The sequence below is a fragment of the Diplocloster hominis genome, from assembly GCF_032380655.1.
Lineage (GTDB): Bacteria > Bacillota > Clostridia > Lachnospirales > Lachnospiraceae > Diplocloster > Diplocloster hominis.
On the sequence record NZ_JAWDIY010000005.1, the window covers coordinates 43,482 to 68,887 of the forward strand.

The 25,406-nt window shown below is 50.3% G+C and carries 20 protein-coding genes and 1 other RNA gene; 18 read left to right on the top strand and 3 right to left on the bottom strand.

Features of this window, described 5'->3' with window-relative positions:
• Positions 1–18: 18 nt before the first annotated feature.
• The 7 genes from ABC831_RS06170 (at position 19) to ABC831_RS06200 (ending at position 7,218) form a co-directional block, all read left to right on the top strand.
• On the top strand, positions 19–702 hold the full coding sequence (locus ABC831_RS06170; protein WP_343247362.1) for an ABC transporter ATP-binding protein: 684 nt from the start codon (positions 19–21) through the stop codon (positions 700–702).
• On the top strand, positions 699–3,395 hold the full coding sequence (locus tag ABC831_RS06175) for an ABC transporter permease (RefSeq protein ID WP_343247363.1): 2,697 nt from the start codon (positions 699–701) through the stop codon (positions 3,393–3,395). Before ABC831_RS06170 ends, ABC831_RS06175 begins: the two co-directional genes overlap by 4 nt.
• A 124-nt stretch (positions 3,396–3,519) precedes the next feature.
• Positions 3,520–3,866: RNase P RNA component class A (gene rnpB / locus ABC831_RS06180), an RNA gene on the top strand.
• A gap of 37 nt (positions 3,867–3,903) precedes the next feature.
• Positions 3,904–5,160: a sugar ABC transporter substrate-binding protein gene (locus ABC831_RS06185; protein ID WP_343247364.1), complete on the top strand. Its 1,257-nt coding sequence runs from the start codon at positions 3,904–3,906 to the stop codon at positions 5,158–5,160.
• A gap of 91 nt (positions 5,161–5,251) precedes the next feature.
• Complete coding sequence (locus ABC831_RS06190) at positions 5,252–5,683, top strand: DMT family transporter (protein ID WP_343247365.1); 432 nt, start codon at positions 5,252–5,254, stop codon at positions 5,681–5,683.
• 103 nt (positions 5,684–5,786) lie between these two features.
• Positions 5,787–6,455 carry a helix-hairpin-helix domain-containing protein gene (locus ABC831_RS06195; protein WP_343247366.1) on the top strand — a complete coding sequence of 223 codons (669 nt, stop codon included), beginning with the start codon at positions 5,787–5,789 and terminating at the stop codon, positions 6,453–6,455.
• 73 nt (positions 6,456–6,528) lie between these two features.
• Positions 6,529–7,218 carry a response regulator transcription factor gene (locus ABC831_RS06200; protein WP_343247367.1) on the top strand — a complete coding sequence of 230 codons (690 nt, stop codon included), beginning with the start codon at positions 6,529–6,531 and terminating at the stop codon, positions 7,216–7,218.
• A 502-nt stretch (positions 7,219–7,720) separates the two neighbouring features.
• On the opposite strand, the gene ABC831_RS06205 is transcribed toward ABC831_RS06200, so the two are convergent.
• Entirely contained in the window at positions 7,721–8,593 is an 873-nt protein-coding gene (locus ABC831_RS06205) for an SDR family oxidoreductase (protein WP_343247368.1), read from the bottom strand.
• A 138-nt stretch (positions 8,594–8,731) separates the two neighbouring features.
• Positions 8,732–9,673 carry a ribokinase gene (locus ABC831_RS06210; protein WP_343247369.1) on the bottom strand — a complete coding sequence of 314 codons (942 nt, stop codon included), beginning with the start codon at positions 9,671–9,673 and terminating at the stop codon, positions 8,732–8,734.
• A gap of 358 nt (positions 9,674–10,031) precedes the next feature.
• Between ABC831_RS06210 and ABC831_RS06215 the strand changes: the two genes are divergently transcribed.
• The 11 genes from ABC831_RS06215 (at position 10,032) to holA (ending at position 24,824) form a co-directional block, all read left to right on the top strand.
• Entirely contained in the window at positions 10,032–11,192 is a 1,161-nt protein-coding gene (locus tag ABC831_RS06215; RefSeq protein ID WP_343247370.1) for a sugar ABC transporter substrate-binding protein, read from the top strand.
• A gap of 198 nt (positions 11,193–11,390) precedes the next feature.
• Positions 11,391–12,893 carry a sugar ABC transporter ATP-binding protein gene (locus ABC831_RS06220; protein WP_343247371.1) on the top strand — a complete coding sequence of 501 codons (1,503 nt, stop codon included), beginning with the start codon at positions 11,391–11,393 and terminating at the stop codon, positions 12,891–12,893.
• Positions 12,894–12,983: 90 nt separating this feature from the next.
• Positions 12,984–13,949 (top strand): ABC transporter permease, encoded by a 966-nt coding sequence (locus ABC831_RS06225; RefSeq protein ID WP_343247372.1) that lies wholly within the window; start codon positions 12,984–12,986, stop codon positions 13,947–13,949.
• Between the two features lie 40 nt (positions 13,950–13,989).
• Positions 13,990–14,763, top strand: a complete 774-nt coding sequence (locus ABC831_RS06230; RefSeq protein ID WP_343247373.1) for a DeoR/GlpR family DNA-binding transcription regulator — start codon at positions 13,990–13,992, stop codon at positions 14,761–14,763.
• A gap of 118 nt (positions 14,764–14,881) precedes the next feature.
• A complete protein-coding gene (locus ABC831_RS06235) occupies positions 14,882–16,705 on the top strand; it encodes a hypothetical protein (protein WP_343247374.1) in 1,824 nt (607 codons plus the stop codon).
• Positions 16,702–17,388, top strand: coding sequence for a ribulose-phosphate 3-epimerase (locus ABC831_RS06240; protein WP_343247375.1), 687 nt, complete (start codon positions 16,702–16,704; stop codon positions 17,386–17,388). The genes ABC831_RS06235 and ABC831_RS06240 overlap by 4 nt, the downstream gene beginning before the upstream one ends.
• 38 nt (positions 17,389–17,426) lie before the next feature.
• Positions 17,427–18,107, top strand: a complete 681-nt coding sequence (gene deoC / locus ABC831_RS06245; RefSeq protein ID WP_343247376.1) for a deoxyribose-phosphate aldolase — start codon at positions 17,427–17,429, stop codon at positions 18,105–18,107.
• A 960-nt stretch (positions 18,108–19,067) separates the two neighbouring features.
• Complete coding sequence (locus tag ABC831_RS06250) at positions 19,068–20,501, top strand: sensor histidine kinase (protein ID WP_425524570.1); 1,434 nt, start codon at positions 19,068–19,070, stop codon at positions 20,499–20,501.
• Between the two features lie 10 nt (positions 20,502–20,511).
• Positions 20,512–21,489 (top strand): GerMN domain-containing protein, encoded by a 978-nt coding sequence (locus tag ABC831_RS06255; RefSeq protein ID WP_343247378.1) that lies wholly within the window; start codon positions 20,512–20,514, stop codon positions 21,487–21,489.
• On the top strand, positions 21,486–23,636 hold the full coding sequence (locus tag ABC831_RS06260) for a DNA internalization-related competence protein ComEC/Rec2 (RefSeq protein WP_343247379.1): 2,151 nt from the start codon (positions 21,486–21,488) through the stop codon (positions 23,634–23,636). The genes ABC831_RS06255 and ABC831_RS06260 overlap by 4 nt, the downstream gene beginning before the upstream one ends.
• Before the next feature lie 201 nt (positions 23,637–23,837).
• Positions 23,838–24,824, top strand: a complete 987-nt coding sequence (holA, locus tag ABC831_RS06265; protein ID WP_343247380.1) for a DNA polymerase III subunit delta — start codon at positions 23,838–23,840, stop codon at positions 24,822–24,824.
• 144 nt (positions 24,825–24,968) lie between these two features.
• Here holA and rpsT read toward each other — a convergent pair whose 3' ends face one another.
• Positions 24,969–25,232, bottom strand: coding sequence for a 30S ribosomal protein S20 (rpsT, locus tag ABC831_RS06270; RefSeq protein WP_343247381.1), 264 nt, complete (start codon positions 25,230–25,232; stop codon positions 24,969–24,971).
• Between the last annotated feature and the right edge of the window lie 174 nt (positions 25,233–25,406).

The following is a 25,406-nucleotide window of genomic DNA, read 5'->3' on the forward strand; positions in this document are numbered from 1 at the left end:
AAAGGAGATGATCAAAAAATGGAAATATTACAATGCAAGGAACTGACAAAAACATACGGAACCGGTGAAAACACGGTTCATGCGCTGGATCATGTGAATATCCGGGCGGAATCCGGGGAGTTCATAGCGATCGTCGGTGCTTCGGGCAGCGGAAAAAGTACCCTGCTCCATCTGATCGGAGGGGTGGATTCCCCGACCTCAGGACAGGTCATCATAGACGGAACCGACATCTCGGGTATGCCGGAAAGAAAGCTGTCTGTATTCCGCAGGCGGAAGGTGGGGCTGATCTACCAATTCTATAACCTGATTCCCACGATGAATGTGCTGGAAAATATCCTGCTGCCCATGCGTCTGGACGGGCGCCTGCCCGAAAAAGAGGAGCTAAAAGAACTGACAGATACCCTGGGGCTTGCGAACCGGCTGAAAGCATATCCCGGGGAGTTATCCGGAGGTCAGCAGCAGCGGGTAGCTATCGCCCGCAGCCTGATCTATCGGCCGGCTATTTTGCTGGCAGATGAACCTACAGGCAATCTGGACCGGAAAAACTCGGAAGAGACTATGGCCTTGTTCCGCCTGTGTAACCAAAAATACAACCAGACGATTCTGCTGATCACCCATGATGAAAATGCAGCGCTTCAGGCAGGACGTATCATTACCATTGAAGATGGGAAGCTTGTGAAAGACGAGGTGACGGATCGATGAATACCTCTCTGACCTACGCCTGGTCTCAGTTAAAGGCCGGCAAAAGATCGGCGCTATTCCTGCTCCTGTCCATTTTCCTGTCCAGTATGCTGATCGCTGCCGTGTGTACGGAAGCGGTGCTGGGTTGGCAGCAGGAGGGAAATTATGTCCGGCAGAAGGCCGGTGATTATCACGCTTCCATAAGGGACACCATTCCCAGGGACAGCCTCTCTCTTATCGGAGAAAACCCGGAAGTGGAGGCCATGCTCTTACAGACCGACTGGAAGTATCTGCAGACCAGGGACACCAGCCGGGCTTATATAACGATAAGCCAGCTGAATCAGGAGTGGTGGGATTCCATGCCCAATAAAAGCCTGCTAAAAGAAGGCCGTATTCCGCAAACACCCGGCGAGATTATGATAAACACCCAGTTCTTCACGGAAAATCCCCAGTATGAGCTGGGAGATACGCTGACACTTCCTGCCGGAATGCGTGTGCTGGATGGGAAAGCGATCGATTACGGTACCATGCGGCTTCCGGGAGAAAATTTTGCCCCGTCAGGAGAAATGCGGGTAACCATCACAGGAATCATGGACATGGAGGGTGTCAGCGACTATCCCTGCTACACCGCTTACGGTTATATAGATCAGAGCCAGCCGCTGCCCGACGGCGATTATAAAGTGAGAGTGCGGCTGACACATCCTGGCCAGGTCTACACAGTTATGCCGCAGATCGCCAGGAATCTGAACCTGACTCCGGATGCAGACGGAAGCTGGCCAGTATCCTACAACGATAGCCTCCTGGAATTATACGGAATCAAAGACCCTGACCAACAGGTCCCGCCGGAACCCAATCCCTATCTGGTATTCGGTATCCTGGGCATCCTGGGCGTGATGCTCCTTTTCATTATAATCATCTACAACGCTTTTTCCGTCACAGCCCGAAACCAGCTTCGGCAGCTGGGAATCTTAAAAAGCATCGGCGCGTCCCCGGGCCAGATCCGGGCCAGCGTATTATGGCAGGGCCTGTTCTGCACGGTCCCGACAGTACCTGCAGGAATCCTGGCCGGTTATTTCCTAGTTAAAAGGCTGGTCTGGCAGATGGCGAAAGCCAGAACTGCCAACTCAGGCCTGTCCGCCGGGTCGTCTCAGGGTGCCGCCGCCGTTTCCGTACCTTGGCAGCTGCTGCTACTGTGCGCTGCGGCCGCGATCCTGACAGTACTGCTATCCGCCTGGGGACCTGCCCGGAAGCTGGCAAAGCTGACACCGATCGAGGCAATAAAAGAGAAGCCAGCGTCTAAAAAGCTCACCACGAAAAAACCTGCGCTTCCAAAGCCCAGACTGGTGGCGCGGCTTTTCGGCTATACAGGAGAGCTTGCAGAAAACACATTGAATACCGGAAAAAAGGCGCACCGCACCACATCCCTGTGCATCGGCCTATGCATCACGCTGATGATCGGAGCGATCGGTATGCTAAATGCGGCTGCCCTGAGCAACAACATAGAATTATCCTACTCCTGGCAAAATCAAAAGATAATGTTAAGCACCGCACAGGACCCGCCGCAGGAAATGCTGGAAGAATTACAAAGTATTCCCGGACTGAAAAGCCAGAGCGTGTACCGCAGTACTCTGAGCGGACTCCCCTTAACCCGGGAACAGCTTCACCCCGACTTCATCAGTGCCGGAGGATTCAGCCAGGAAAGCCAGGGCCTTGGAGACTATTACGAGGAACAAACCCCATTTCTCCCGGTCATGTTAGTAGGACTTTCCCCGGAAGATTTTAATACTTATTGCGAGAAAAGCCAAATCCCGGCATCCGCCATCCAAATGATCCAGGATTCCCAAAATCCTTCCGTCATCCTGGTAAACCGACCCGACGGCAGCCGGCGCGCCACCTGGGACAAATACCAGATCGCGGACACCCCCTATCTGTCCCTGAAGCCCGGGGACCAGATCGAAATCACCGAAAAAACCGCTGCGGACCAAGAAGGTATGGATGGAACAAACACCGTCACAATCGCGGCAGTCACCGATACCTATGCCGGAATTGACGATGACACCTACCCATTCAACCTGGAAATCCTGACCACCATGGACACCTACCGCCATATGCTGAACAATTACACCATCCAGGGCACGGCCGATCAATACACCTGCTACATCGGCCAGACCTTTGACAAAACAGCGGACCTTCAGCAGGCGAAAGAGCAGGCGCAAAATATCGTAAACCGATGGTACGGGGAACAGGATTACCTGGTGCGCTCCATCCTGGATGAGCATACAGAATTTGACGAGGCTATCGACATTACCAAAACGCTGGCCATAATATTCAGCCTATTCATGGGAGTCATCGGTATCTCGGGCGCCTTCTCCTCTATCTCCGGAAGCATAGCCGCCCGGCGAAAGCAATTCGTAATCCTGAGATCCGCAGGCCTCTCCCCCGAAGAGCTCATGCGCATGTTCCGGATCGAAAGCCTGCTCCTGATCCTGACGCCCGCCCTGATCTCAGTTATACTCGGCTTTCTGACGATCCTTTTGTCCGCGCATCTTTTCTATTATCCAACCGCTGCGGAAATCATAGCTTCCATGCCATGGCCCTTCCTGCTCACCCTGATCCTCCTCATCCTGGGCAGTGTTTTCCTCACCTACACCCTGTGCGGACGCAAAGTCAGCCAAGAACCCATCGTCGAAACCCTGCGCAAAGAACTGGGATAAATACGCAGCGGCCCCGCCGCACCGCCGTCCCTGAAAACAGTCCCTCCCCAGATTCCATATTTACAACCCCCTGATTTCGTGATAAAATAGCGGCTGTAGGCGTAACAACGCTGAAGCAGCGGGATAAGTAAGACAGATGATCGCGGCTGGCAGGCCGAAAGGCGCCAGACGAGGAAAGTCCGGGCTTCGCAGGGCAGGATGCCGGATAACGTCCGGTGGAGGCGACTCCAAGGCCAGTGCAACAGAAATGTACCGCCAGCGTCTGCTGGTAAGGTTGGAAGGGTGGTGTAAGAGACCACCGCCCTGCCGGTAACGGCAGGGGCACATGTAAACCCCATCCGAAGCAAGACCGAATTAAAACGATAGGCTTGCCCGGCCTGTTTTAGGTAGGTCGCTGGAGCCTGTCGGCGACGACAGGCCTAGATAGATGATGATCCACGACATAACCCGGCTTATCGTTTTGCTTATCCTTTACCTGTAAAACAATATCGAACGAATGGAGAAGAATATGGGAAAGTTTTGGAAAAAGGGAGTTTCGGCTCTGGTAGTAATTCTGGTATTGACGGAACTGCTGCTTTTTTCTTACCATATACAGAAAACAGAAGAGGAAAGTGTACCGGAGAATGAGGGAAAAGCGGCTGCACAGCTGACGCTCTGGTATTCAGATGAGAATATGGGTTACTATTTTACCGAGGCGGCGAAAGCTTATGAACAGGACACCGGTATTAAAGTTACAGCCCAGCAGGTTTCCGGAGTGGATTATATCGAACAGATTAATAAGGCCAGTATTTCCGAAGCGGGCGGGCCGGATCTATATATGTCCGGAAGTGATATTCTGGAAAAGGCTCATTTGGCGGGACTGGCTTCTGAGAACCAGTTTGCTTCCGAATTGTATAACATCGGGCATTATCCGCAGATCGCTCTGGATGCGGTGACTTATAAGGGGACGCAGGTGGCGTATCCGCTTTCTTTTGAGACCAGCTGCCTGCTCTATAACAAGGCTTATGCGGCAGAGGCTCCAGCCACCGTCGATGATATTCTGACGTTCTCGGATACCTTTGAGGGCGGAGAGGGGATCGAGAATATCTTTGTATGGAATGTGTCTGATATTTTTTCGGATTACTTTTTTGCCGGAAATTACATTAATCTGGGCGGTCCCTGCGGGGATGATAAGACGCAGATAGATATTAACAACGAACAGGTACAGCAGGCGATGGCTTACTATCAGTCCCTGAAAGAGTTCTTCGCGCTGGACCCGGAGACGATCTCCGACGAGGACGTGATACAGGATTTTATGGATGGAAAGACCGTCTATGCCATCGTTCGGGCCGACGATCTGAATAAGGTGGAAGCCGCGGCTTCCGTGGGTCTGACCACTGTGGATTATGGTGTCTCACGGGTTCCGGATCTGACGGAAAGCCTGCAGACCAAGCCTTTGGCGGTGACCAGCGCGATCGTGGTCAACGGGTATACCCCGTATCCGAAGGAAGCGGCAGATTTTGCAAAATATCTGACCTATGATTATGCGGTCAACCTATATTCCATGGTGAACCGGATGTCTGCCAGAAGCGATCTGAATCTGGATAAGGCACATGTGGACACCATCAAGGAAATTTACCAGACTGCGGCAGGGGTGCCTAAAATTATGGAGCTGAGTAATTACTGGATCCAGATGGAGGTAACCTTCGCGAACATCTGGCAGGGAGCGGATGTAGCCGGCGAACTGCAGAAGGTTTCCGAACTGATCACGAAGCAATTAAAATAAAATTTGAATGAATTCCAGTCATAAGGGCAGACTAGACTTATAAACCGGATTTTCCGGTGGGAAGTTTAGGAAAATAGTATCGGAGGCCGTTATGATTGGAATTTTTATTGCACTGATTTCGGGTGCCCTTATGAGCATCCAGGGAGTATTTAACACGGAAGTGACAAAGAGCACGAGTATCTGGGTATCCAGCAGCTGGGTACAGTTTTCTGCACTGCTGGTATGTCTGGCGGCATGGCTGTTTACCGGGCGCGAAAGCTTTTCCGGGCTTTGGAAAATGGATAACAAATACGTGCTGCTGGGCGGTGTCCTGGGAGCCTTCATCACCTACACGGTGATCCGCAGTATGGCAGCTCTGGGACCGGCGCGCTCTGTCATGCTCATCGTAATCGCGCAGCTGGCCGTGGCTTATCTGATCGAGCTGTTCGGGATGTTCGGTGTGGAGAAACAGCCGCTGGAATGGCGGAAAGTTGCCGGAATGGTAGTGGCTATTGTGGGGATCGTCATATTCAAATGGAAGTGAAAGCTGAAGCGAAAGAGAAATGGGTCTTGTAATTAGGGATAATATCCGATAAAATATAAGAGTCCTGTGGTAAGGGTATCCTATGGTCGAAGAGGCGATAGGAATGAAAGATAGAAAGAAAATCTATAAAGCTGCACTGCTGGCTGCATTTTGTCTCCTGAGCGGTATTCTCTACAGCTGCCGTCCCAAAGAGGAGTCGGGCTGGGAATCCGGCGCAGGAGCATTAGAGGGGGATCGGACGGTACAGTCATATACGTCCTCCTCAGCAGAACCTCAGGAAACCCCAGATCCTTTACAGCCGGAAACAGAATCACCAAAACCGGTTCAAATGTTCGTCTACGTCTGCGGCGCGGTGGCCAGTCCGGGAGTCTATCCGGTGGACGCAGATACCAGGATATTCGAGGCGATTGAAGCCGCCGGAGGCGTTACGGAGGATGCGGCAGAGGGATATCTGAATCTGGCCCAGCCGGTAACAGACGGTCAGAAGATTCTGGTTCCCACACAAGAGGAAGCCAGGGAACTGGAGCAGTCAGGCATACCGGGGCTTCCCCAGGATGCCGCTAAAGAAGCTGAGGACGGCCTGGTAAATATAAATACGGCCGGAGAAGATCTCCTAATGACTCTGCCCGGGATCGGAGCATCCAAGGCGCAGAGTATTATTACATATCGGGAAGTTCATGGAAACTTTAAAACCGTAGAAGAGATAAAAAAGATTGAGGGAATCAAAGAAGGCGTGTTCAATAAAATAAAAGATCTGATTCGTGTAGAGTAAGACAGTATAGTGAAACAATAGTTAATGTATACCTGAGAGCAAAACGCTGGAGCAGGCGACACTGGAGGTAAATATGGCAAAGAAAGCATTGGTTGTGGATGATGAAAAATTAATCGTTAAGGGGATCCGTTTTAGTCTGGAGCAGGATGACATGGAAGTAGACTGTGCCTATGACGGGGAAGAGGCGCTCAAATTAGCCCGGGAGACAGAATACGATATCGTACTGCTGGACATTATGCTTCCGAAAATCGACGGACTGCAGGTATGCCAGCAGATCCGGGAGTTTTCCAATATGCCCATTATTATGCTGACGGCAAAAGGGGAGGATATGGACAAGATCATGGGCCTGGAATACGGGGCGGATGATTACATAACCAAGCCTTTTAACATTCTGGAAGTCAAAGCCCGAATCAAAGCGATCATGCGCCGGATGAATCAGAATACCGGTGCCGCCGCTCAGAAAAAAGTCGTGGAGATCAACGAACTGAAGCTGGACTGCGAGAGCAGGCGCGTCTATATATCAGACAGGGAGATCAATCTGACTGCTAAGGAATTCGATGTCCTGGAACTGCTGGTCTTTAACCCGAACAAAGTATACAGCCGGGAAAATCTGCTGAACATCGTATGGGGCTACGAGTACCCCGGGGATGTCCGGACGGTCGACGTGCATATCCGGAGACTCCGCGAGAAGATCGAGTCCAATCCCAGTGAGCCTAAGTATGTTCACACCAAGTGGGGGGTTGGGTATTACTTTCAGGCTTAGAGCGGTGAGCAAAGGGACGCAGAGAAACCGTGCGGCCCCCGGGTATCCGGTCTGGTGCCGGGGGCCGCACGGTTTCTCTGCTGCATTGGTACAAAGTTGAGGCGCAATGTATTATCCCCTTTTACCAGTGTAGGGGCTGAAGGAGAAAGAGGACGCGGTGCCGTCGGATGTTCCCGCACAGGGGCGGCTGGAGAACGGGAGGGACTCTGGCGCATACACATGAGGGAAAGGCTGGGAAAATTACATTAGTTGGACTTACGGAGGGTTTCAAAAAGCCCCATTTTCCATCACACTGTTTGAGCCGTTTTTTGGCGAGTTTGTGATGGAAAATGTAATAGGGGCTTTTTGAAACCCGTAGTTAGTCCAACTTATGTAATTTTACCGCCTATCCCTCATGTGTATGCGCCAGAGCCCCTCCCGTTCTCCAGCCGCCCCTGCGCGGGAACATCCGACGGCACCGCGTCCTCTTTCTCCTTCAGCCCCGGCCCCTTTAAGAAGAGCATCACCGCACCATCCCGAATTCCCGCAGGCAGAGTTCCAGGGCATCGTGGGTGTCGGTCCAGTACATGCCGGCCTGGTTGGCTTTGGTGGTATCCAGGCGTACGTCACGGTTGTGGTCCAGATAATGGACGGTGTCTGCTTCCAGGAGCTGGTCTAGTTTGGAGTCCAGGCCCAGGAGGTGCAGGATGTGTTTTACGGTATCGTAGCGGCTCTCGTTATTGGTGGCTCCCATGTGATAGGTACCGTAAGGGGCTTCGAAGAGCTTTTGGAAGTTGGCGATGGTTTCGTAGATGTAGCCCATACCGCGGAATTCGTGGGGGGAGGCTATGATCTTTTCCTGGTTGCGCAGTTTGGTGAGTGTGTCCCAGAGGATGCCGTTGGACATGTTTTTGTTGCGCTCGGGGAGGCCGAACATCCAGGTGAACCGGACGATCCAGAGTTCGTCCAGGATTTCTTTTAGCAGGGCCTCGGCTTCCAGCTTGTTGGCACCGTAGACGGTGTTGGGGACGGCGGTGTCTTCTTCACGGAAGGGGCCGCCGTTTGTGTTGCCGTTGAATACTTGCTCGGAGCTTAGGAAGATAAGCTGGGCGTGTACTTCGCGGGCGGCTTCGGCTGCGTGGAGAGCCCCGTCTACATTGACTTTGCGGGCGATGTCAGGATGCTGGTTGCAAAAGTCGGTGACAGCTATGGCCCCGGCGTGTATGATGAGGTTCGGTTGAAAGGCTGAGGCACAGTCCAGGACGGCCTGCCGGTCGGTAAAGTCCAGGTCGTCTTTGTCCGTGACCAGGAAATCGTAATCGTTTTTGTAATAGTCAGCCAGCCGGGAACAGAAGAAGCCTTTGCCACCGGTTAATAGGATTCGTTTTTTGCTCATGTGTACGTTCCTTTCTGGAAAGGATCCCGTATGTATGGATAGGGCAGGGGTGCGGGATCTTGGATATTTGTTTCTGCAGATTTGCTGCTTGCGATTTTGAGCAATTATTTCTGCAGAAAGGTGATATGCTGGTGGGACTTACAGCCGGATGCCGTGTTCGGCCAGGAAATTCAGAACACGTTCCAGGGGTTGTATGGAATTCTGGGCTCCCAGACCCATGGCAGTGAGGGCGCCGCAGGCGCTTCCGATTTTCAGGCAGGTCTCTATGGGATAATTGTTTATTAAACCGTAGGCCAGGCCGCCATGGAAGGAATCGCCGGCGGCAGTGGTGTCCACTGCTTTGATTGGAAAGGCGTCCACACTGATGGAGACGGTGCCGTTGGAATAGAAGGCTCCTTTTTCTCCCATGGTTATACACAGATTGCGGACACCCCGGTCGATGAACCAGTGTGCGGTCTGCTCTTTCCAGTCTTCGATGGACATGTCTTTGCGCAGGATTCCGGTGTATACTTCACTTTCGGTTTCATTGGGGGTGATAAAGTCGATGAGAGGGTAGATCTCGTCGGGCAGGGGAATGGCGGGAGCAGGATTTAAGATCGTTACCGCACCGCTGTCGTGCGCAGCCTTCAGACCGTATTGGACAGCATCCAGATTCAGCTCGGTCTGGGTCAGAAAGACTCCGGCGGAGCCGATGGCGTCCATGGCATCGTCGATCATTTTTGGGGTAATGTGGTGATTCGCACCGGGCGCATAGACAAGCATATTGTCACCGGCGGGGTCCAGATATATGGAAGCGCAGCCTGTGCGGTGGTGATCGGAATGATGGATGTAGCTGCAGTTGATGCCTTTATCCAGGAGACCCTGGAATACAGTCTTACCCTGCATGTCATTTCCTATTTGACCGATGAGACTGGTAGGCATTCCAAGTAACGAACACTGGACGGATTGGTTTGCACCCTTTCCGCCGTTGAACATGTCCACCGAACTGCCGCTCACTGTTTCGCCTTTGGCTGGAAGCTTATCCGCGGATGCTACGATATCACAATTAATGCTTCCCAAAATTACAACATTCTTTTTCATCTTATCTTTCCTTTCGCGTGAATTTTGTTGAATTCCATATAAATGAGTTGAAAGTTGGAATTCCAATTTCTGTAATGTCAAAAGTATTATATAATAAATGAGACATAAAAGCAAATGTTTTGGAAAATGCACAATAGCCATAACTATTATACAAAGTTGGATGTACAAATTAACAAACGAATTGCTTGACAAATGAAAAACTTGGTGGTAATATAACCATATCGATTGGAAATGCAATCTTGAATTCCAATATTAAAATAGAAAAAATTGGAAATCCAACGAAAATTGCTAATAATTGGAATTTGGATGCATGAAAATCAGGGTAACTAACTAAAAAAAGTCCCAGGGAGGAACGGAAATGAAAAGAAAACTAGTTTCAGTCTTACTTGTATGTGCAATGGCAGTAACCATGGTTGCCGGCTGCGGCAGCAAAACGGAGGAGCCGGCTGAGGCGCCTGCGGCAACACCGGCACCGGCGGCAAGCGAAGCGCCTGCTGCGACAGACAAACCAGAGGCTACCCAGGCACCGGCTGAATCGGAAGCACCTGCAGCGGCAAGCGGAGAATTTGTAAAGTATAATGACATTAAAGATGGATTGGGACCGATTCCCAAAACAGACAAAACCTTCCAGATCGGATTTACCGCAAAAGCACTGGAAAATGAGTTCTGGAGAATGGAAAAAGAAGGAGCCGAGGCAGCCGGCAAAGCTCTTAAAGAAGCCGGACTTGATATTACCATCACTGTAGCGGCGGCAAACGGCGAGTCTGACGTACAGGGTCAGGAAGCGGTTATGAAAGATATGATCAATAAGAAATACGATGGTATCATGGTTGCTCCCATCGCGGACACCAACCTGACGGCAGCCATCGAGGAAGCTGTTGAAGTCGGAATCCCGCTGATCTGTGTAAATGATAAAGATGCCAATGTGGATCTTCCGATCGTAGGCGCGGACCATAAGGATACGGCGGAACTGGCAGCAGAGTGGATCGCCACCAAGATCGGCGGAAAAGGCCAGATCGCAGTTGTTCAGGGACTTCCCACTGCGGAAGCAGCCCGCCTTCGTACGGATTGCTTCGTGGATTACATAAAAGCAAACTATCCCGACATTGAAGTTGTGGCTACACAGAATGCGGACTGGGATCGTACAAAAGCAAAAGATGTTTCCGCTACCATCCTGAAACAGTATCCGGATCTGAAGGCAATCTACGCAAACAATGACACCATGGCTATGGGCGTATTGGAATCTGTAAAAGAAGCGGATTTACTGGGCAAATGCCTGGTAGTCGGTACCGATGGAACCAGCGAGGCATTGGATTCCGTAAAAGCCGGGGAATTAAGTGCCACCATCAATGATTTCCCGTTCTATCAGTCTCAGGTAGCAGCTGAGATGCTGGTACGGAAATTATCCGGACAGGATGTTCCTGAGAAGATCTATTCTCCTCACGCTGTTGTTGATGCGGATAACTGTAACCTTTCAAACGAAGAAATCCTTGGATGGAAGGGCTTTACCGTTGAATAATCGGGCAGCAAAAAGCCAGGCGGTACATTAAGTATCCCATGACATATGCCCCCTGAGGCATAATGGGCTGTCGCACGGCAGGAAAAGGAAAGTGTGGCAGCCCATATTTTATTCAATAGGAGGATTCCTGTTGGATAAATAAGAGTTTCGCCTGCGGAATTCTTATTCCTATATAGAGAGAAGGGAAAGGCGGCGACCATGGATAAATATATAGAGTTCCAGCACATAACCAAAATTTTCCCGGGCCAGAAAGCTTTAGACGATGTCTCTTTTTCTGTAAAGCAGGGAGAGGTGCATGCGCTGCTTGGTGAAAACGGAGCGGGGAAATCCACGTTGCTGAACATTCTGCATGGAATGTTCCCGGCCACACAAGGTAAGGTTTTTATAGAAGGGGAAGAAGTAAAGTTTCGTAACGCGCTGGAAGCGATCAATTACGGAATCGCGAAGGTGCATCAGGAAATCAATATTATACCTGAACTAACAGTTGCCCAGAATATGATGCTGGGCGGGGAACCGACAAAGGGACCCTTGCTTAACAGAAAAAAGATGGAAAAAGAGACGCAGGAGCTCTTAGACCGGTTAGGCTGCGCATTTCATGCAGATGACAGGGTAGGAACCCTGTCCACCGGTAAAAAACAGATGATACAGATTGCAAAAGCGCTGTATATGAATGCCAAAGTCATATCATTTGACGAACCTACGTCCTCCTTAAGTAATTCAGAGGTCAAGACACTGTTTAAAATCATACGGGATTTGAAAGCACAGGGAATTACGATCCTTTATATCAGCCATAAAATGGATGAAATCTTTGAGATCTGTGACCGTGCCAGTATTCTGCGGGATGGAAAATATGTGACAACACTGGATATGAAAGAAACGACGGAGGAGGATCTGGTACAGAACATGGTGGGACGTGACGTATCCATGTTCGCCCAGAGGCTGAAACCGTCCTGTGTAGATAAGAACAAAACAGTATTAAAGGTAGAACATTTAAGCGGTCCCGCAGGGTTCGATGATATCAGCTTCGAACTTAAGAAAGGGGAGATCCTGGGATTTTTCGGACTGGTGGGCGCCATGCGTACAGAGGTTATGCGGGCGATCTTCGGGGCGGATAAGACGACCGGGGGAACCGTGATCTTTAACGGAAAAGCGCTGCCGCATAACCGGACTCCCAACACTGTGGTTAAGAGGGGAATCGGACTGGTGTCTGAGAACCGGAAAGAAGAAGGCTTTGTGAAGAACTTTAACAATGCCGATAACATCGCCTTGGCCAGCCTTACCAAATATGTCAAGGGAATATTTGTAAAGGAATCATTAAAACAGAAAAATTCTGTGACAGTAGGCGAAACAGTGGGGCTGACACCCAATGATCCGGAATTCCTGACCGTTAGTCTGTCCGGTGGAAATGCCCAGAAGGTCATTCTGGCGAAATGGCTGTCAACAGATGTGGATGTCCTGATTATGGATGAGCCTACAAAAGGAATTGATATCGGAGCCAAAGCGGAGATCTACAAACTGATGGAGGAGATCGTAGCAGCGGGAAAATCCATTATCATGGTATCATCCGAAATGACGGAAGTCATCGGTATGAGTGACCGGGTTCTGGTCATGAGAGAAGGAAAGCTGGTCGGCGAGTTAGACCGCTCTGAACTTGAGGAAGAGCGTATTATCACATATGCAGTGGGAGGTAGTCAAAGTTGAAAAACGCGGGATACCCCCATGCCGATATGTGCGGGAAAAATATTCACCCATACCTAAATGTGCTGAAAAAACGCACAAAAGGAGGAAACCATGAAAAAGATCATAAAGAATAATTACCGGGAATTGAGCGTCATTGCGGCAATCGCCATCATGTTCATCATCTTCGGTATTCTGAATCCAATCTATATCTCTTCCAGTAATATCGTGGATATCCTGGATCAGGCCACGATCTACGGCCTGATGGGTATCGGAATGACAATGGTTATTATCACAGGAGGTATCGATCTGTCCGTAGGCTCCGTCCTGGCGCTGTCCGGATGTATCGTGGCCAATATGGCGGTAAAAGGGGTAAACCCGGTACTGTGTCTCATCGTAGGCTTGTTCGCAGGCTTTGCGTTCGGCCTGCTCAATGGTCTGCTGGTGTCCAAAATGAAACTCCAGCCGTTTATTGCCACCATGGGTACCATGTCCGTCTACAGAGGCGCTGCCTATATTATAACGGAAGGCTATCCGGTACTGGGCGTACCCGATTCGTTCCGGAACATCCTGAATATTAAAATTGTGGGCGGTATCCGAATTTCCGTCCTGGTATTCATCGCATTTGCAGTCCTGATCTACATTTTGCTGCGTAAGACCCGTCTTGGTACATACATTTATGCGATCGGTGGAAATATGGAAGCGGCCAGGCTTTCCGGCGTGCGTGTGGAGCTGACACAGACCATGGCTTATGCGATCGGAATGCTGGGAACCGCATTAGCCGGCCTGATCCAGGTGGCTAAGCTGGGAACAGGAGATCCTACCACAGGCAACGGCTGGGAGTTGAACGCCATCGCTGCCGCCGCCATCGGCGGAACCAGTATGGCAGGCGGCCGGGGAAACGCGCTGGGCACGGTTCTTGGAGCCATTCTCTTCTCCGGTCTGAAGGTTGGTCTGATCGTACTTAATGTCAATACCTATTATCAGTACGTGGCAACCGGTTTGGTTATCATAATAGCCGCATATTTGGAGATATTCCAGGGCGCTATCGCTTCCAGAAAGAAGAAAAAAGTAGTATAATATATTATACTATATTTCATGATTGTACGGGAGGATAAGGATGTCCAAAGATAAGAGATTATGTGAACGGCGGAATAAAATATTGGAGGCTTTATCCTCACGGCACACGCTGCTGGTGAGTGATCTGGTAGCGGAACTAGAGGTGTCAAATGAGACGATCCGAAAGGATCTGATCGAGATGGAAAATCAGGGTATGGTGGAGCGTAAGCACGGCAGGGTGAATCTGCTGATCAACTACGTGGATGATCTGATGTACGTGCGGACCACAACCAACCAATCTGCAAAAGAACGCATAGCGGCAGAGACGATTAAGCATCTGCCGGAAGGAAATTCCGTCTTTGTGGGGCTGGACGTCGGGAATACCGTATGGCATGTGGCGAAACTTCTGGTCAGCGATCCGACGAAGATCGTCGTTACCAGTTCGCTGGACGCAGCCAATATCTATGCGGAGGCGGGAAATCCGAGGCTGTATTGTACGGGGGGCCAGCTGCGGGAGGTAGACCGCGGATTTTACGGCTATTGGTCATTACAGAATTTAAAATCCATTCACATGTCCGTATGTGTTCTGGGATCGGTAGGGATCGTTAACCGGGACGGAATCGGGGCGGTCTCCTTTGATGACAGGGACGCGAAGCTGCTCTACGCCAAAAACAGTGACATGCGCATCGCCATCTTTGACAGCACAAAGTGTGCCAGAGGAACGCTGGTCGAAGGCCTTCCGTGGGAAGCGATTGATCTGGTGATCTCGGACACGGGAATGCCGGAGGCGGACAGGGAGCGTATAGAAGCGAAAACGAGACTGGTTCTTGTGTAAGAGGAGTTGGGGATTTTTGATTGGGTTCCGGGAGCGAGGAGTCCGGCGGGCGGACTCCTCGCTCCCTTTCCTGGTGAATGCGAAGCGTCATGGTCTGATAAATAGAAGGGGAATCATTATGAGAGAAGTGCAAAGAAGGGACGTACCCATTTACATATCGGATTTACAGATGAAGATAGCAGGACTTCCGGACGAAGACAGACAGGAAATACGATTGCTGCTGCTGGTGGATGAGCGGGGACGGTACCGTGAATTGAGCTTTCAGTTTCCGAAAGGGAAAGTACTTTTGGAAGATGCCGGATTATATGAAAAGTATCTGCTGGCGATGATCAACAATCTGCTGGTATCCTTCGGCGGGGCACTGCTGAAGGTATATTTTGACCTGAATGATAAGGACCTGGCGGATATGGCTGCAAGGGCTTTGAGCAGGTTTCAGGCAGAGAATGAAAGAAATGACAGAACCGGTTATGGAGTATACCTGAATTATATAAATCGGATGAATGTGTTTCTGGGCCTGGGAAAATTCCGTATGGAGGTCTGCGCGCTTAAGGATTGGCCCGATCTAAGTGAGATGGAACAGTATTTCATTTATCTGCCGGAGGATGGCTGGAAGGAACAGGAGCGATTGCGCCGGTCAGCCGCTGAAATGGATGGCAGGACATTCTGCTCCCTGGACGTGGGGGGGAATTCGATCAAAGGCGCCGTGGTTCAGAACGGAAAAGTCATGGTGCTGAAAGAATATCAGTGGTATCCCACAGGACATAAAGTGGCGGAAGAGATGAATGCGCCTATGATTCTGATGGTGCGTTTTTTAAGCGCCTGCACGGGTCTGCTGGAAAAAGAAGGAAGCCTTGACAGGATACGGGAAACATTTGAAAATCAAATGCCCTATCTTCAGTTGTTAAAATGGACGGAAAAACTGGAAGAAGAGGGAATACGCACGGAAGAGCGGTTTGACTCTGTCGTGATCGGTTTCCCGGACATTGTAGTACATAATAAAATAGCGGGCGGCGAATCTTTCAAACAATTGGGGCTTAAAAATAACCCGGAAACGGATTATGAGGTTGAATTCTTTAAGACTTCGGATATTGATCTCCTGGTGGCCGGATATGTGAAAAAGGGCGGGCCGGTAGTAGTACTGAACGACGGGAATGCGGCATCCTATATTACCAGTGTGGAGCAGGCATTTTCAGAGGAGAATTTTATAGAAGCTTATGGCATGTTCGCCAACACCATCGGTACAGAGATGGGTACCGGGTTCATATCCAGAGCCGGGACGATCCAGCATATTCCGCTGGAAGGATTCCAGCATGTGATCGACCTGGGAAATGAAGCTTACGCGGCTTATCCGGCGGCTGATATCCGAAGCGTCTGCAGTATGAATACAGGAATACCCGGAACCATTCAAAAATATATCTCCCAGCTGGGCCTGTTCCGCATGGCGGTTACTGCACTTTATGAAGCCCATGATCCGCTCTGCAGCCGCTTGCTCGAAGAGGGATTCATCACCTATGATCCGGAGCAGGACAAAATGATGACAGTCATCGCGCCAAAGGATCGAAGGGGGCAGCTCACCAGATGTTTAATCGCGCAGCTGGACGAAAAAACACCGGCGGTGGAGGAAGCCTTTCGCACCATGGGAAAGGCCCTGGGCGTGCTGATCGACCAGGATAAAATGATATTTCCGGAGATCGTCACCACACGGCTGTTAAGCGGTGGAATTATCGCGAACAACCGGGCCTATGAGCTGTTATCGGAGGGCCTGCATGCGCATAATCCCACATACCATGTTATGCGGCTGGACGAAGAGACGATGTACTCGCCGCTGCTGAAAAGCATCCGGCCGGATCAGAGAAACTTTAATGTAGCAATAGGAAGCGCATATATCGGCAACCGTTTCCTGATGGAGAATATAGAAAACATGGAGGAATCACATTCATGAAGAACAATTACATCTTAGGGGGATCTGTCTCCTGTTTTGATCTATACAATCTGGAGCGCCAATTTAAGGAAATCCACGAAGCGCCCATTGATTTCATGCACTACGATGTGGTGGACGGCAGATTTAACCAGTGTCTGATCCTGGGGCTTCCCACCCTGCAGATGATGCGCCCTCATACCGAACTGCCCATCGAAGTTCATCTGGCGGTCTATGAGCCGGAGTTGTATATCGCCCAATTCATCGAAGCAGGAGCAGACATTATAACCATACACCCGGAAGGGACAAAAGACCTGATGGAAGCCTTCCGCTATATCCGCAAACTGGGAGCAAAGCCGGCCCTGGCGCTGCGAAGCGAGACCATAGCCACCGAAGACATGCTGCCAGCCATGGAAGAAGCCGAGTACATCATCAAGCTGACAGTGAATCCCGGATTTTCCGGTCAGAAAATACAGCCGGCCGCCTTTGAAAAGATGTCGGCGCTGCGCGGGATGCTGGACGCACACAGTATCGACACCAAGATCGTTGCCGACGGCAACGTAAATACGGAAACCATCCCCACCCTGGTCCATCACGGCGCCAGTATGCTGATCGGAGGTACCTCCGGCCTTTTCCTGAAAGGCAGATCTGTAAAAGAGTGCGCCCAGGCCATGCTCGACGCCATGAAACAACCAAACGAAATCTAAATTCAGAAACTAACTTATAGAAAGCAGGTTTATAGACAATGGAAATAAACAGATATCTGGATCATGCAATCCTGAACCCGGAAATGACAACAGAAGAAGTAAAAGCATCCATAGAAGAAGCCATCCACTATGAGACCAAGACTGTATGCGTCAGAGGCTGCGATATCAAAATGGCAGTGGAAATGTGCCGGGGAACCAACACGGAGGTATGCTGTGTGCTGGATTTCCCTCACGGACATGGAGGAAAAGAAGCCAAAGCTGCCCTGGCCGACATCTATACGAAACAGGGAGCCGTGGAAGTGGACATGGTAATGAATTACGGCTTTGCCCGTTCCGGAGCCTGGGACAAAGTAGAGGAAGAAATCGAGGCAGTCACGAAGGCAGCCCACCAGAACGGTGCCATAGTTAAAGTAATCCTGGAAACCAGCCAGCTAAGCCAGGATCAGATCGCCAAAGCCACCGAGTGCAGCATCCGGGCTCACGCCGACTTCGTAAAAACCTCCACCGGTTTCCACGGCGAAGGCGCTACCGTAGAGGCGGTCCAGACCATGCTGGACACCGCCCGCGGCAGAATCAAAGTAAAACCCTCCGGCGGAATCCGCAACCTGGAGACAGCCCTCAAATTTGTAGAGATGGGTGTAGACCGGCTGGGTGTAGGCTGCAATTCGACCCGTGTTATCTGCGGGGGAGCAGAGGCCTGTGAATCTGCGGGGTATTAGGGAATACTGAGGGACTGTGGGGGGCTATAGGGGGCCGGAAGGGCAAGGCTCTGGAGGAGCGCCCCGTTCTGTCCGGGCAGCCTTCCTGGGGGAATCCGGTCCGCGGCGGAATCATCCCTGGCCGGAAAGGCATCCGAAACGTATAAGGATTGCTAGCTACGAAGAAAAAAGAACCTTTTATTATCCATGTCTGTCTCAAACTCGCCAAAATACGGCTCGGACAGTGAGACAGACATGGAAAGGTTCTTTTTTCTTCTACGCAAGCAATCCTAATACGTTTCGGATAGCCTTTCCGGCCAGGGATGATTCCGCCGCGGACCGGATTCCCCCAGGAAGGCTGCCCGGACAGAACGGGGCGCGCCTCCAGAACCTTGCCCTTCCTGCTTATCAGCCGGCCATGAAGTTATGGTCGCTTATAAATTTTTATGCACAGAATGGCAAAATTTTGGTTCTGGTGAATCCGGGTTAGGTGCTATGTGGGACTATTCACGCTAATACGGTCGGGTTGTTGGGCTTGAGGGGGCGGGGCGGAAAGCCGGGGGGATTCGGGGCGGACTTTTCCTCTGCCGTCGGGGGCGGGATCTCTTCGGGGGCAGGAAACATTGAGAGGTCTTTGAAATTTCTTATAGGGCAGGATTTTTGCCAAGTCAGGGGCCACGCACTGTCTGAGCGGATGCGAGTTTGCGCGGCCCCTGACTGTCCTGGCAAAAATGCTGGCCTATTAGAAATTCAAAGGTCCCTCGAAGTTTCCAGCCCCCGAAGAGATCCCGCCCCCGACGGCAGAGGAAAAGTCCGCCCCGAATCCCCCCGGCTTTCCGCCCCGCCCCCTCAAGCATTATCCCCCAAACTCCCCGGCAAAAGTATTTGACCAGTTAGTATAATCATGGTAAAATGAATGGGAATTGAAAAGGCGGGAGGCTCGGGATCCGGGTCTCCTGTTAGATTAAGGAGTGGGTACCCATTTCCAGATTGAAGTTTGGTGCGAAAATATTCCGCAGCCTTCGGGTGCGGATTTTCCTGTTTCTGCTGGCGGTTGGAATTATTCCCTGTATTATTTTGAGAAACGGGATTCTGAACAGCTATGAGGACAGAGCTGTTTCGGTGCGTGGGATGGACGTGCAGAATCAGCTGATGATATTGAGTAATCAGTTGATCTCGTCGGATTATATGCTGGATCAGTCGTCGGAGGTGATCAATGGTCAGCTGGATCAGCTGTCGAATATGTACGACGGGCGGATCTTGATTACGGACCGGAATTTTAAGATTATTAAGGACACCTATGGGCTGGATGAGGCCAAAACTATTGTCTCCGAAGAAGTGTTTAAGTGCTTTAAGGGGGAGAATATCGTTAATTATGATCCCGATAATCACTACATAGAGCTGACGGTTCCGATTAAGGACCAGACCAGCAAAGAGGTGATCGGGGTGATGATAACCAGTGTGTCTACGGACAGTATCATGGACAACCTGGATGTACTGGGGAGCAAATCTCTGGTGCTGGTGATTGCGATTTCAGCAGTGATTCTCATGATCGCGGTGTATCTGGCCAGCTTTTTTGTGAAGCCGTTCAGTCAGGTAACCCACTCGATCGAAGAGGTGAGCGAGGGATATGGGGATGAGAATAATCTGTCTATCCCGGGCTATGTGGAGACGGAGCAGCTGGCCGAGGCCTTTAACCGGATGCTGGCTCATATGAAGGTGTTAGATGACAGCCGGCAGGAATTTGTATCCAATGTGTCCCATGAGCTGAAGACACCCATTACCTCCATGAAGGTGCTGGCGGATTCGCTGCTGATGCAGGAGGATGCGCCGGTGGAGCTTTATAAGGAGTTTATGGGGGATATCGCCCAGGAGATCGACCGGGAGAGCCAGATTATCTCCGACCTGCTGTCCTTGGTTAAGTTAGATAAGAAGGCGTCGGATCTGAATATCGCCCAGGTAAATATCAATGAGATGCTGGAATCGATCCTGAAACGGTTAAGACCCATCGCGGCACAGCGGAACATTGAGCTGGTGTTCGAGAGTTTCCGGCCGGTGACCGCCGAGATCGATGAGGTGAAGTTAAGCCTCGCATTTTCTAATCTGGTGGAGAATGCGATCAAATACAACATCGACAACGGCTGGGTTCATGTTTCCCTCAATGCGGATCACAAATATTTCTATGTGAAGGTGTCGGATTCCGGAATGGGCATACCGGAGGAATCCGTGGAACATATCTTTGAGAGATTTTACCGGGTGGACAAATCCCGGTCCAGAGAAATCGGAGGAACCGGTCTGGGCCTTGCGATTACCCGCAGTGCGATCCTGATGCACCGGGGAGCCATCAAAGTGTACAGTAAAGAGAACGAAGGAACTACATTTACGGTGCGGGTACCGCTTAATTATATCGCTTAGGAGGGATAGAATGCGAAAAAAGGCTGGAATCATCGGTCTGCTGCTGTTCCTGGTTTTCCTCTTAAGTGCCTGCGGGGAGCAGGAGAGGGAAGCGGGGCAGAAGGCCGTGTTTTATGTAAATAAGGATGAGACGGCACTTGTGCCGGAGCCCTTTGAGATCAAAGGCGAAGATACGTTAAAACTGGTGGAGGAACTGCTGGTGCAGCTGCAGAACGTACCGGAGGACGCGGAGTATAAAGCGGCTATACCTTCCGGTATCGTAGTCGGACAGCCCACGATGGATGAGAATCAGCTGTACCTGGATTTCAGTGAGAATTATCATGAGATGTCCAGTATCCGGGAGGTTTTGTGCAGGGCGGCAGTGGTGAGGACATTGACCCAGGTACAGGGGGTTAAGAATATTACATTTACGGTAAATGGCAATCCGCTTTTAGACGCCAACGCGAATCCGGTTGGAATTATGTCGGCGGACAGCTTCGTGGATAACCCCGGGGCGGAGATCAATGCCTACAAGCGGGCCACTCTCACCCTATATTATGCCAACAAAAGCGGGGATAAGCTGGTGACCACCAAGCCTACGAAAACTTACAGCGGCAATATTTCCATGGAAAAGCTGATCGTGGAACAGCTGATCCAGGGGCCGAAAGAAGGATCAAAGGCTTACACCACGATTCCTCCCGAGACTAAGATACTGGGGATTTCCACGAAAGACGGAACCTGTTATGTGAATCTGGACGAAAAATTCCTGGATAATCCTTATGAGATATCCGACATGCTGCCGATCTATTCCATCGTAAATTCTCTTACGGAGCTGTCCAATATCAGTAAGGTACAGTTCTCCATCAACGGAAAGACGGATGTAAAATTCCGGGAGAGCATCAGTCTGGAATCACCGTTTGAGCGAAATCTGGATCTGATCGAGACACAGGACACCCTGATCAAGGACAGCCAGATGGATTCGTCAAAAGGAGTGACAAATAAAAAATGATAAAACGGCCAATGTGTCTGCTGGCGCTGGCCTTCGCATTCCTTGTACTGCTGGGCACTTATGGCAGGGAGAAGAAAGAGCCTCCCTGCCCGGACGGTACCCGGGTCACGGTGCAGGGGCGTGTCTGCGGACGCGAAGAAAAAAAAGACAAGTATCTGATCTATCTGAATCACACTTCCATTCTGGAAGATAATCAAAAATTCCCTTTAAATAAATTAATCATATACCTCGAAGAAAATCCGCTTTGGAAAATCGGAAGCACGGTTCGGGTGTCGGGAACGATAAAGTGGCCCAAGCCTGCAGGGAATCCCGGCCAGTTTGACGCTGCCGGTTATTATAAGATTATGAAAACAGACGGCTTTCTCTACGGGGAGGAAACTTATCTGGCAGACGGTGATTACAACCGTTATCTGGAGGGTGTCACACAGATCCGCGAGCGGATGAGCAGGTCCCTGGACCAGGTGCTGCCGGAAAGCGACAGCCAGGTGTTAAGGGCCATGCTGCTGGGAGAAAAAGGCCAGTTGGATGCCCAAATCAAAGAGCGGTACCAAAGCGGCGGAATCAGCCATATCCTTGCCATCAGCGGTCTCCATATCTCGATCATCGGCATGGCGGTATTTCGTTTCCTCAGAAAGATCCGATGTCCGGTGCGGGCGGCCGGAATTCTGTGTATCGCGTTAATGGGCAGTTATGTCCTGATGACCGGACAGAGTGTGTCGGCCGCCCGGGCGCTGCTGATGTTCAGCCTGATGACCGCCGGGAAGATATTGGGCCGGACCTACGATCTGGGTACGGGGGCCGCCTTCGGGGCTATACTGATCCTGGCGGATAATCCTTACTATCTGTATTATCCCGGCTTTCTCCTGTCCTTTGGCGCAGTCCTTGGAATCGCTGTGTTCATGCCGATATTAAAGGAACTGCTTCCATGGAAGAATCCTGTGGCGGAAGGCCTGAAGGCAAGCCTGGCGGTACAGATTATGAGTTTGCCGGTCCTTCTGTCATCCTTCTATGAATTCCCGTTATACTCTTTGCTTCTGAATCTCTGTGTAATACCCCTGATGTCTTTGGTTGTTTTCATGGGCCTGCTGGCCGGCTTCGCGGGTATGATCAATGCAGCGGCCGGCAGCTTCCTGGCTGCCCCGGTTCATTACATATTAGAATTCTATAATATTCTGTGTATCGGTTCAGAAAAACTCCCCTTCCATACTATCATAATCGGAAAACCATCCCTCGGCCGGATCATCCTCTACTATGCGATTAGTCTGTTGATTCTGGTCCTGTGGAAAAAAATAAACCATAAAGGTCTGCGGAAAACACTGCCTGTCGTCCTGTTTTGTGTCATGCTCTTGATCCTGACAGGACGGAAAAATCCCGAATTTGAACTGGTGTCACTGGATGTCTCTCAGGGTGACGGCATATTTATCCAGTCGCAAGGACTGAATATGCTGGTGGATGCAGGCAGTTCCGATGTAAAAGAGGTGGGCAGATACCGGGTTCTGCCATTTTTAAAATCCCAGGGCATTCGAAAATTGGACTACGTACTGATGACACATGCCGATGCCGACCATATCTCAGGCATCCGTGAACTGATGCAGCTTAACTATCCGATTCGCTGCCTCCTGCTGCCGGATATCGCTGACCGGGACGAGCCTTATATGGAAATGATAAAATTAGCGGAGGATGCCGGAATAGAAGTGAGGATGATTGCTGAGGGGATGGAACTGAAGCAGGGGGGACTTTGTATCCATTGCCTGCATCCTTCTCGTGGATACCAGCCTTTGGATCGTAATGACGGCTCTGTGGTCCTGTCTATACAATATGATCAGTTCCGCTTCCTGCTTACCGGTGATTTGGGAGAAGAGGGGGAAGAACGTATCCTGGACGAGCTTTTACCGGTCGATATCTTAAAAGCAGGGCATCATGGCTCCAATACCTCCACAAGCCGGCAGTTTCTTGAAAAAACAATGCCGAAAGCGGCGTTAATCTCCTGCGGTGCCGGGAATTCCTACGGTCATCCTCATCAGGAGACCCTGGACCGCCTGGACGCGGTCGGATGCCGTACATTTCTCACCATGCAAAGCGGTGCGATTACCGTCACCATCGATGGTGGCAGCTTAAAGTTGGAAACTTTTCTTCAAAACCATTAGAAATTATAGTATAATTAAAATCAGCTACCGGAAATCTGTAATGATCATCCGTATGAAAATCTGAAATTCGGTCCCTCTGGTTCAGTTTAAGTCGTATTCTGTGAAATTACCGAGCGTGGATTGAAACAATAACAGGATAAGAAATTTTGAAGAGAGTATGCATATCCTTTCTATATGCGGATAAGGCGGAGTAAATTTATAATGAAAAATATCATCGAAGATATCAAAAATCAAACGATTAAACAAGTGTATCTGCTCTACGGAGATGAGACCTATCTAAAGAAACAGTACCGTGACAAACTCCATGAAGCCATCCTTCCGGCGGATGATACGATGAATTACACCTATTTTGAGGGAAAGGGCATAGCACCGGGAGAAGTGATCGATCTGGCGGAAACCATGCCGTTTTTTGCAGAACACCGGCTGATCGTTATAGAAAACAGCGGTTGGTTTAAAAGTTCCAGCCCCCAGATGGCAGAATATATAAAGGAGCTTCCGGAATTCACTTACTTTGTTTTTGTAGAAGAGGAAATAGACAAGCGGAACGCTCTGTTTAAGGCGGTTAAGGAGAAAGGCCGGGCGGCCGAGATGACCCGGCAGGATGATAGAACATTGGCCCGGTGGGTAGCCGGTATGCTTAAAAAAGAACAAAAAAATATTCGGGAATCCACATTGCAGCTCTTCTTAAGCAAGACAGGCTCCGACATGGAAAATATCTGTCAGGAACTGGAAAAATTAATCTGCTACACCATGGACCGGCCGGAGATCAGTGATGAAGACGTGGAAGAGATCTGCACCACCCAGATTGCCAACAAGATTTTCGATATGATCGGTGCCGTCACGGAACAGAACCAAAAGAAAGCATTAAAGCTATATTATGACCTGCTTGCTTTAAAAGAGCCCCCCATGCGAATCCTGTTTTTGATCTCCAGGCAGTTCAACCAGCTGATGCAGGTAAAAAACATGAAAAACCTGGGCCTGGACAGTTCCACAATAGCAAAGCAGGCGGGCCTGGCGCCGTTCCTGGTCAAAAAGTACGCCGCCCAGACAGGCCGGTTTACCCTGGAGCAACTGCGGGAAGCGGTAGAGGACTGCGCCCGGATGGAAGAAGCGGTAAAGACCGGACAGCTGGCAGACACCATCAGCGTAGAGCTTTTGATCGTTAAGTATAGTGCTATGGCTGGGTGAGGGCCGAGTGATGGCTGAGGGCCGGAGCGTGCCGCTGCAGGTTCCCCGCCGTTTCCCTCTCCTCCCGGACCCATAACGCAGAATTCCCCATAAAAAAAACAGCCAACATGACGGTATTGGCTGTTTTGCGCTTCTTATAACCGATTAGGCAATGCTGTTGACAGCTTTGGTTAAACGGGATACTTTACGGGAAGCGGTATTTTTATGGTAAATTCCTTTGGATGTCGCTTTATCGATTGCGGAAATCGCTCCCAATAATGCAGCATCTGCAGTAGCTTTGTCTTTTGCAGCAACTGCTGCATCGACTTTTTTGATCGCGGTCTTTACTGCCGATTTAATCGATTTATTTCTAGCCGCTTTTGTCTCATTTACCAAAATTCTCTTCTTCGCAGATTTAATATTAGCCAATCCGTACACCTCCAAATCAATGAAATCTGATTTTTGAATTCTTTTGTGGTTACCCTATAACCGGACACGGACGCTTACGGTAATCACGCTAAACATACTCATTCATTCTAGAACAAAGAAGTTTATCTGTCAATACATAATCCTCAACTTTTTGTAAAAAATACGGTTAAAAGT

What these genes read in the sequence shown, in the direction of transcription:
- holA (WP_343247380.1), top strand. Translation starts at nt 23,838, where the DNA reads ATGAAAAATATCATCGAAGATATCAAAAATCAAACGATTAAACAAGTG.
- ABC831_RS06225 (WP_343247372.1), top strand. Translation starts at nt 12,984, where the DNA reads ATGAAAAAGATCATAAAGAATAATTACCGGGAATTGAGCGTCATTGCG.
- ABC831_RS06220 (WP_343247371.1), top strand. Translation starts at nt 11,391, where the DNA reads ATGGATAAATATATAGAGTTCCAGCACATAACCAAAATTTTCCCGGGC.
- ABC831_RS06260 (WP_343247379.1), top strand. Translation starts at nt 21,486, where the DNA reads ATGATAAAACGGCCAATGTGTCTGCTGGCGCTGGCCTTCGCATTCCTT.
- ABC831_RS06235 (WP_343247374.1), top strand. Translation starts at nt 14,882, where the DNA reads ATGAGAGAAGTGCAAAGAAGGGACGTACCCATTTACATATCGGATTTA.
- ABC831_RS06240 (WP_343247375.1), top strand. Translation starts at nt 16,702, where the DNA reads ATGAAGAACAATTACATCTTAGGGGGATCTGTCTCCTGTTTTGATCTA.
- deoC (WP_343247376.1), top strand. Translation starts at nt 17,427, where the DNA reads ATGGAAATAAACAGATATCTGGATCATGCAATCCTGAACCCGGAAATG.
- ABC831_RS06215 (WP_343247370.1), top strand. Translation starts at nt 10,032, where the DNA reads ATGAAAAGAAAACTAGTTTCAGTCTTACTTGTATGTGCAATGGCAGTA.
- ABC831_RS06195 (WP_343247366.1), top strand. Translation starts at nt 5,787, where the DNA reads ATGAAAGATAGAAAGAAAATCTATAAAGCTGCACTGCTGGCTGCATTT.
- ABC831_RS06175 (WP_343247363.1), top strand. Translation starts at nt 699, where the DNA reads ATGAATACCTCTCTGACCTACGCCTGGTCTCAGTTAAAGGCCGGCAAA.
- ABC831_RS06190 (WP_343247365.1), top strand. Translation starts at nt 5,252, where the DNA reads ATGATTGGAATTTTTATTGCACTGATTTCGGGTGCCCTTATGAGCATC.
- ABC831_RS06185 (WP_343247364.1), top strand. Translation starts at nt 3,904, where the DNA reads ATGGGAAAGTTTTGGAAAAAGGGAGTTTCGGCTCTGGTAGTAATTCTG.
- ABC831_RS06170 (WP_343247362.1), top strand. Translation starts at nt 19, where the DNA reads ATGGAAATATTACAATGCAAGGAACTGACAAAAACATACGGAACCGGT.
- ABC831_RS06255 (WP_343247378.1), top strand. Translation starts at nt 20,512, where the DNA reads ATGCGAAAAAAGGCTGGAATCATCGGTCTGCTGCTGTTCCTGGTTTTC.
- ABC831_RS06200 (WP_343247367.1), top strand. Translation starts at nt 6,529, where the DNA reads ATGGCAAAGAAAGCATTGGTTGTGGATGATGAAAAATTAATCGTTAAG.
- ABC831_RS06210 (WP_343247369.1), bottom strand. Translation starts at nt 9,673, where the DNA reads ATGAAAAAGAATGTTGTAATTTTGGGAAGCATTAATTGTGATATCGTA.
- ABC831_RS06205 (WP_343247368.1), bottom strand. Translation starts at nt 8,593, where the DNA reads ATGAGCAAAAAACGAATCCTATTAACCGGTGGCAAAGGCTTCTTCTGT.
- ABC831_RS06230 (WP_343247373.1), top strand. Translation starts at nt 13,990, where the DNA reads ATGTCCAAAGATAAGAGATTATGTGAACGGCGGAATAAAATATTGGAG.